The organism is Cellulomonas sp. (genome assembly GCF_036279715.1).
GTDB lineage: Bacteria > Actinomycetota > Actinomycetes > Actinomycetales > Cellulomonadaceae > Cellulomonas_A.
Map to the genome: position 1 here is coordinate 1 of NZ_DASUIR010000057.1, position 5,652 is coordinate 5,652.

Annotated in this window: 7 protein-coding genes; 2 read left to right on the forward strand and 5 right to left on the reverse strand. The window is 70.6% G+C overall.

From position 1 onward, the window contains the following. Window positions 1–206 precede the first annotated feature (206 nt). Window positions 207–1,631 (reverse strand): type I glutamate--ammonia ligase, encoded by a 1,425-nt coding sequence (gene glnA, locus VFW79_RS06245; RefSeq protein WP_329676457.1) that lies wholly within the window; start codon window positions 1,629–1,631, stop codon window positions 207–209. A 199-nt stretch (window positions 1,632–1,830) separates the two neighbouring features. On the opposite strand from glnA, the gene VFW79_RS06250 reads away from it, so the two are divergent. After that, complete coding sequence (locus VFW79_RS06250; RefSeq protein WP_329676462.1) at window positions 1,831–2,307, forward strand: RDD family protein; 477 nt, start codon at window positions 1,831–1,833, stop codon at window positions 2,305–2,307. 10 nt (window positions 2,308–2,317) lie between these two features. On the opposite strand, the gene VFW79_RS06255 is transcribed toward VFW79_RS06250, so the two are convergent. Genes VFW79_RS06255 through lipA form a run of 3 tightly spaced genes read right to left on the reverse strand, consistent with a single transcriptional unit; the run spans window position 2,318 to window position 4,724 of the window. Beyond that, window positions 2,318–2,929 carry a class I SAM-dependent methyltransferase gene (locus VFW79_RS06255; protein WP_329676458.1) on the reverse strand — a complete coding sequence of 204 codons (612 nt, stop codon included), beginning with the start codon at window positions 2,927–2,929 and terminating at the stop codon, window positions 2,318–2,320. 39 nt (window positions 2,930–2,968) lie between these two features. Then, the gene (locus VFW79_RS06260; RefSeq protein WP_329676459.1) at window positions 2,969–3,685 is read right to left on the reverse strand and encodes a DUF4191 domain-containing protein; all 717 of its coding nucleotides are present in this window, start codon (window positions 3,683–3,685) and stop codon (window positions 2,969–2,971) included. 37 nt (window positions 3,686–3,722) lie between these two features. After that, on the reverse strand, window positions 3,723–4,724 hold the full coding sequence (gene lipA, locus VFW79_RS06265; protein ID WP_329676460.1) for a lipoyl synthase: 1,002 nt from the start codon (window positions 4,722–4,724) through the stop codon (window positions 3,723–3,725). Between the two features lie 149 nt (window positions 4,725–4,873). On the opposite strand from lipA, the gene VFW79_RS06270 reads away from it, so the two are divergent. Beyond that, window positions 4,874–5,377 carry a flavodoxin domain-containing protein gene (locus VFW79_RS06270; protein ID WP_329676461.1) on the forward strand — a complete coding sequence of 168 codons (504 nt, stop codon included), beginning with the start codon at window positions 4,874–4,876 and terminating at the stop codon, window positions 5,375–5,377. 36 nt (window positions 5,378–5,413) lie between these two features. On the opposite strand, the gene VFW79_RS06275 is transcribed toward VFW79_RS06270, so the two are convergent. Then, window positions 5,414–5,652, reverse strand: a 239-nt coding sequence (locus tag VFW79_RS06275) for a lipoyl protein ligase domain-containing protein (RefSeq protein WP_414647893.1), incomplete at its 5' end; no start/stop codon positions are given.

A 5,652-nucleotide genomic window follows, 5' to 3' on the forward strand; every position in this document is an offset into this window, starting at 1 on the left:
GAGCGCCGAGGTCGAGCAGGTGGTCTTCGCGCCGGAGCTGGTCGTCCGGGCGTCGTCCGAGCGCTGAGCGCCGTTTCAGCGGGTGACTCACCGCGGGTTCCGACCTCGCGTGTGGCAGAAGCGAGCGAAGGCGGGCCCCGAGACGGGGCCCGCCTTCGCGTTGCTGCAGGTCACAGCCTCACAGGAGCAGCTGTGAGGCCCGCCTGTCAGCAGTCGTAGTACAGCTCGAACTCGTGCGGGTGCGGGCGCAGCCGGATCGGGTCGACCTCCTGCGAGCGCTTGTAGTCGATCCACGTCGCGATCAGGTCGGGCGTGAACACGTTGCCGGCCGTGAGGTAGTCGTGGTCGGCCTCGAGGGTGTCGAGCACCTCGGCGAGCGAGCCCGGGACCTGCTGGATGAGGGCGTGCTCCTCGGGGGGCAGCTCGTAGAGGTCCTTGTCGACCGGCTCGGGCGGCTCGATGCGGTTCTGGATGCCGTCGAGGCCAGCCATGAGCATCGCGGCGAACGCGAGGTACGGGTTGGACGACGGGTCCGGGACGCGGAACTCGATGCGCTTGGCCTTCGGGTTCGAACCGGTGACCGGGATGCGGATGCACGCGGAGCGGTTGCGGGCCGAGTAGACCAGGTTGACGGGCGCCTCGAAGCCGGGGACCAGGCGGTGGTAGGAGTTCACCGTCGGGTTGGTGAACGCGAGCAGCGACGGCGCGTGCTTGAGCAGGCCGCCGATGTACCAGCGCGCCATGTCGGACAGGCCGCCGTAGCCCTTCTCGTCGAAGAACAGCGGCTTGCCGTCCTTCCACAGGGACTGGTGGACGTGCATGCCCGAGCCGTTGTCGCCGAAGAGCGGCTTCGGCATGAACGTCGCGGTCTTACCCGCGGCGTGCGCGACGTTCTTCACGACGTACTTGAAGAGCATGACCTTGTCGCCCGAGATCGCGAGCTCGTCGAACCGGTAGTTGATCTCCTGCTGGCCGGCGGTGCCGACCTCGTGGTGGGCGCGCTCGACACCGAGGCCGAGGGCGTCCAGGTGCAGGCTGATCTGGTCGCGGATGTCCGAGAAGCCGTCGACCGGCGGGACCGGGAAGTAGCCACCCTTGTAGGGGATCTTGTGGCCGAGGTTGCCGCCCTCCTCCTTGCGACCGGTGTTCCAGGCCGCCTCGAAGGAGTCGATCGAGTAGAACGACTCGTTCTGCTTCGTGTGGAAGCGCACGTCGTCGAAGATGTAGAACTCGGCCTCGGGGGCGAAGAACGCGGTGTCCGCGATGCCCGTCGAGCGCAGGTACGCCTCGGCCTTGGCGGCGACCTGACGCGGGTCGCGGCTGTACGGCTCGTCGGTGTACGGGTCGACGATGTGCATGTTGATGTTCAGCGTCTTCTCGACCCGGAACGGGTCGAGGTAGGCCGTCTTGATGTCCGGGATCAGCTTCATGTCCGACTCGTGGATGGCCTGGAAGCCACGGATCGAGGATCCGTCGAACATCTGACCGTTCACGAAGAAGTCGTCAGGCAGCGAGTACGCCGGGACATTGAAGTGCTGCATCGTGCCGGGCAGATCACAGAACCGGACGTCGATGAACTTGACGTCCTCGCTCTTGATGAACGCCAGGACTTCCTCCGGCTTGCTGAACATCCGCTGCTCCTCGGTTCGATGTGCCCTGATCGGGCGCCTTGAGGCTAGGCCCGGACGGTTTCCCGGTCGTGTACCGAATGTTTCGGCGATGTTACGGCGCGCTCTCCCGTGTCACCGTCTGTCGATCCGGGAGGCGCTCGTCGACCAGGAGCAGCGTCCGGGCGGACCTACTCTCGCTCGTTAGGGTAGCGGGGTGGAGATGCGCGCGAGCATGGGTGGCTGGCTCGACGGTCCCCTCGGGGGCGCGACCGGGGCGGACGGCACGTCGCGCGGCGCGCGTCTCGGGCTCCCTGCGACCGGGTCCGGGGCTCTCGCACCGCTCGGACGCCGGATGTTCGCCCTGGTCATCGACTGGGCCGCGTGCCTCGCGATCTCCGCGGCGTTCTTCCACGGTGACGCGATGGCCACCCTCGGTGTCTTCGCGATCGAGAACGTCGTGCTCGTCGGGACCCTCGGGATGACCGTCGGCCACCGCTTGCTTCGCCTTCGCGTTGTGCGGCTGGTTCGTGCGGTCGCCGAACCAGCCGGGCCGGCGGCGCCCCCGGCACCACCCGGTCTGCTCGCGGGCGTGGTCCGCGCGGTGCTCCTGTGCCTCGTCGTCCCGGCCGTCGTGTGGGACGCCGACGGCCGCGGTATGCACGACCGGCTCGCCGGCACGGTGATCGTCCTCCGCTAGCGGGGCGTCGTCAGTCGGGCGCCTGCCACTCGATCGTGTAGCGCCAGTAGAGCCGCGATCGGAACATGCTCCCTGGCAGGGTCCGGGCGGCAGCGACGCGCACGGCGTCGTAGGTCTCGTCGGGGTCGCGCACGGGCGCGGGATGCTCCCAGTAGCCGCGCACAGCCATCGCGACGCGGTTCAGCGGGACGCTCCACGCACCCAGCGTCCGGTCGAGCGGGGACGAGGGGCGAGCAAGGCCCACGACGACGAGACGTCCGCCCGGGGCGGTCACGTCCCGGAGACGTTCGAGTCCACGGTCGAGACCGAGGTGGTGCAGCGTCGCCACGCACGCGACGAGGTCGAAGGTGCCGAGCTGTGCCGCGTCGAGGACGTCGGCCACGACGTAGTCGAGGGCTGCGGATCTCGACTCACCGGCGGCGAGCCCTCGCGCGAGCTCGATCATCGGGGTGGAGGAGTCGAGGCCTGTGACGTGACCGGCTCCTGCGGCGAGCATCCGGCGCGTGAGCAGACCCTCGCCGCAGCCGACGTCGACTGCCGTGGCGCCGGGCCGGAGTCCCCGCAGAACGACCGGGTGGAAGTGGGTGTTGTGGTTCCAGGACGATCGCACTCCGGACGCCACGGGATGCTCCCGCTCGAGGTCGACGGTGTGGCGGGGCCGTCAGCGGCCGCGCATGCCCTTGCGGTCAGGGCGCGCGCGCATGGGGTCGACGCCCTTGGGGACCGGCAGGCGGATCGCACCGAGCGCCGTCAGCCGCTTCATGACCTCGGCGACCTCCTGCTTGGTGAGGGTCGGCTTGAGGCGCTGGACGGCCCGCGGAAGCTTGCGCAGCGGCACCTGACCCTCGCCGTCGCCAGCCTGGATGATCGTGATCGGCGCGCCGGACACGACGCGCGCGGTGCGCTTGCGCTCCGCCTCGAGCAGCTTCCCGACGCGGTTCGCCGGTCCCTCGCTGACGAGCACGACGCCCGCGCGACCGACGCCGCGGAACACGAGGTCCTGCGTGCGGGGGTCGACCGCGACCGGCTCCTCCGCGAACGTCCAGCCGCGGCGGATCGTGCCGAGTGCCGCACGGGCTGCGCCCGGCTGTCCCTCGATCTGCGCGTAGGCGGCCGACTCGGCCCGGCGCGCGAGGATGAACATGCCCGCCAGCACCGCGAACGGGAGGCTGAGCAGCAGCATGTACAGCCACCGGTCGATGACCAGGCCGATGATGAGCCCGATCGCCAGGATGCCGACGACGGCGCCGAGCACGAACCACGTGACCGCCGGGTCCGTCTTGCGGGTCATCGTGTACGCCTGCCACACCTGGTGGTACCACCGGGTCTTCTTCACCTTGGGCGGCGAGGCGGGGGAGGGAGTGCTCTGACGGGCCATGAGCCGGAAGTCTACCGATCGCGGAGGGTCGTCGCGTCTACCTCGCGAGGAGGCTCGACGCCTCCTGGCGGGACGTGCGGGGCTCACCGAGATGGGCGAGGTTCGCGGGGATCTCTTCGCCACGGCGGGCCATCGCCTGACCCCACAGCCGACCGGCACGGTACGACGAGCGGACCAGCGGCCCGGCCATCACGCCGAGGAACCCGATGCGCTCCGCCTCCTGGGACAGCTCGACGAACTCCTCGGGGCGGACCCAGCGGTCGACGGGATGGTGGCGGACGGACGGGCGCAGGTACTGCGTGATGGTCAGCAGGTCGCAGCCCGCGTCGTGCAGCGCGTGGAGCGCCTCGACGACCTCGTCGTTCGTCTCGCCCATCCCGAGGATGAGGTTGGACTTGGTGACGAGACCGGCCGCGCGTGCGGCCGCGAGCACCGACAGGGAGCGGTCGTAGCGGAAGCCGGGCCGGATCTGCTTGAAGATCCGGGGCACGGTCTCGAGGTTGTGACCGAGGACCTCGGGGCGTGAGCTGAAGACCTCGTCGAGGAGCGCGGGGACCGCGTTGAAGTCGGGGATGAGCAGCTCGACACCCGTGCCGACGTTGAGCGCGTGGATCCGCCGCACCGTCTCGGCGTACAGCCACGCACCGCCGTCGTCCAGGTCGTCGCGAGCGACTCCCGTCACGGTCGCGTACTTCAGGCCCATGGCCTGGACCGACTCCGCGACCCGGCGCGGCTCGTCGGCGTCGAAGTCCGCGGGGCGACCGGTGTCGATCTGGCAGAAGTCGCACCGCCGCGTGCACTGGTCGCCGCCGATGAGGAACGTCGCCTCGCGGTCCTCCCAGCACTCGAAGATGTTGGGGCAGCCCGCCTCCTCGCACACCGTGTGCAGGCCTTCGCGCTTCACGAGTCCCTTGAGCTCGGAGTACTCGGGCCCCATGGTCGCCCGGGTCTTGATCCACGCGGGCTTCTTCTCGATGGGGGTCGCGGCGTTGCGGGCCTCGACTCGGAGCATCCGGCGGCCCTCAGGAGCGATCGTCACGTTCCTCACCCTACGCGAGCCGCGACGTGCAGGTCGGGGCCGCTTGCGCAAGGGGACCTCCGGCCCAGGCGAAGGACCAGGTCAGGGGGCAGCATGGCGAGACGGAGCACGGGACAGCTCCCCTCGCGCACGCCCCGAGGAGGTTCGACATGCGGATCCTGGTCACGGTGGCGTCGCGCCATGGTGCGACGCGCGAGATCGGCGAGGTCGTGGCCGAGGTGCTGCGGGAGGCCGGCCACGAGGCCGACGAGCTCGACCCCGACGAGGTTCGGGACGTCGAGACGTACGACGCCGTCGTTCTCGGCTCGTCGGTGTACGTGGGACGGCTGGCGGCAGCGCTGCGCGAGCTCGTCGACCGCGAGGCGGGTCGGCTCGCGGCGCGCCCGGTCTGGCTCTTCTGGTCCGGACCCGTCGGCGACCCGCTCGTGCCGCCCGCCCAGCCCGACGACGTCGCCACGGTCGCGACGCGAACGGGTGCGCACCCGCCGCGCTGCTTCTCCGGGCGTCTCGACCGCCAGAAGCTCGGACTGGCCGAGCGCGCGCTCGTCGCGATGATCGACGCCGAGCAGGGGGACTTCCGCGACATGGAGGACGTGCGCGCCTGGTCGCAGTCGATCGTGGACCAGCTCGCCGGGAGGCCGCCGCGCCGATGACGGCGCGGGGAGCGGCGGGCGGTGATGCGGGGAGCCTCAGGCCGGTACCGCGGACGCCGGCGCCGTGGACCTGCCCGCTGCGGTCACCTCGGCGAGGGCGACCGGGAGATGCGCGCGCACGAGGGGGAGCGCCTCGGCGATCGTGACGCGGCGGCCCGCCTCGAGCGAGAGCGACGTCACGTCCGCGTCCGCGATGCCGCACGGCACGATGCGGCCGAAGTCGGTGAGGTCCGGGTCGCAGTTGAGCGCGAAGCCGTGCATGGTCACGCCGCGCG

Excerpts from the sequence above, each read along its gene's own strand:
- glnA (WP_329676457.1), bottom strand. The coding sequence starts at position 1,631 with ATGTTCAGCAAGCCGGAGGAAGTCCTGGCGTTCATCAAGAGCGAGGAC.
- VFW79_RS06250 (WP_329676462.1), top strand. The coding sequence starts at position 1,831 with ATGCGCGCGAGCATGGGTGGCTGGCTCGACGGTCCCCTCGGGGGCGCG.
- VFW79_RS06260 (WP_329676459.1), bottom strand. The coding sequence starts at position 3,685 with ATGGCCCGTCAGAGCACTCCCTCCCCCGCCTCGCCGCCCAAGGTGAAG.
- VFW79_RS06270 (WP_329676461.1), top strand. The coding sequence starts at position 4,874 with ATGCGGATCCTGGTCACGGTGGCGTCGCGCCATGGTGCGACGCGCGAG.